General features: G+C 55.3%; 1 protein-coding gene. It reads right to left on the bottom strand.

Annotation, left to right across the window (positions count from 1 at the left end; all coding sequences use genetic code 11):
- Nucleotides 1–696, bottom strand: a 696-nt coding sequence (locus EAE91_RS23625; protein ID WP_244869032.1) for a ShlB/FhaC/HecB family hemolysin secretion/activation protein, incomplete at both ends; no start/stop codon positions are given.

Here is a 696-nt window from a genome sequence, read left to right as displayed (position 1 = left end):
TGTACCAACCCCGATCAGCGGATAAGGTCAGCTCGCCATCAAAGCCGCGCACCGTCCAGCGACCGCCAATCGAGAAGCGATCCTGGGGCGTCAATGGGCTGGCGCTTATCTGACGCAAATACTGGGTTTGATAAGAAAAGGGCTGAGAAAACAGCGTTAACGGCCCGGCAAGCGTCGCCGAGAATTGGGTGATTTTGGGTAAGGCGGTCCCTTCATTGCGGTACTCTTCCGGCGCAGGCTGCGCGCCAAACCAGCGCATACCTTGCTGGTAAGTCACCCGGGTATCCAGCGTCGCGCTGCCGATAAAGTGATGATGGGACAGCCCCAGCTTCCAGCCTGCGGTTTCCCGGCGCTGAACATCAACTTCGGTCTTATCAATAAAATTGCGCGAAGTCCGGCGATAAATTTCACCGTTAAGCAGGGTTTTTTGGTCAGCGTTACGATGCAGCACCCGGCTAAGCTGGACCGCCAGGTTTTGACTTTTGCCCCGGTATTGGATCGCCTGATTCAGCCCGGCTATCGTCTGGGTATAATCGTAATGACTGGCTGTCACGCTCGCCATCCAGTAACCGAAGGGCAGAGAGTAATAGAGCGTGTCATTTTGGCTGCCCTTGCCGGCAGACGCGTGAATATCGCGGCCACCGGAAAGATAAAATAGATCGCTGAGCGCCAGAGGATTATCCAGAAAGAAGGTGA

Source organism: Photorhabdus noenieputensis (assembly GCF_018448935.1).
Taxonomy (GTDB): domain Bacteria; phylum Pseudomonadota; class Gammaproteobacteria; order Enterobacterales; family Enterobacteriaceae; genus Photorhabdus; species Photorhabdus noenieputensis.
Note: the sequence above shows the minus strand (reverse complement) of the source record. Positions and strands in the feature narration are given on the sequence as shown.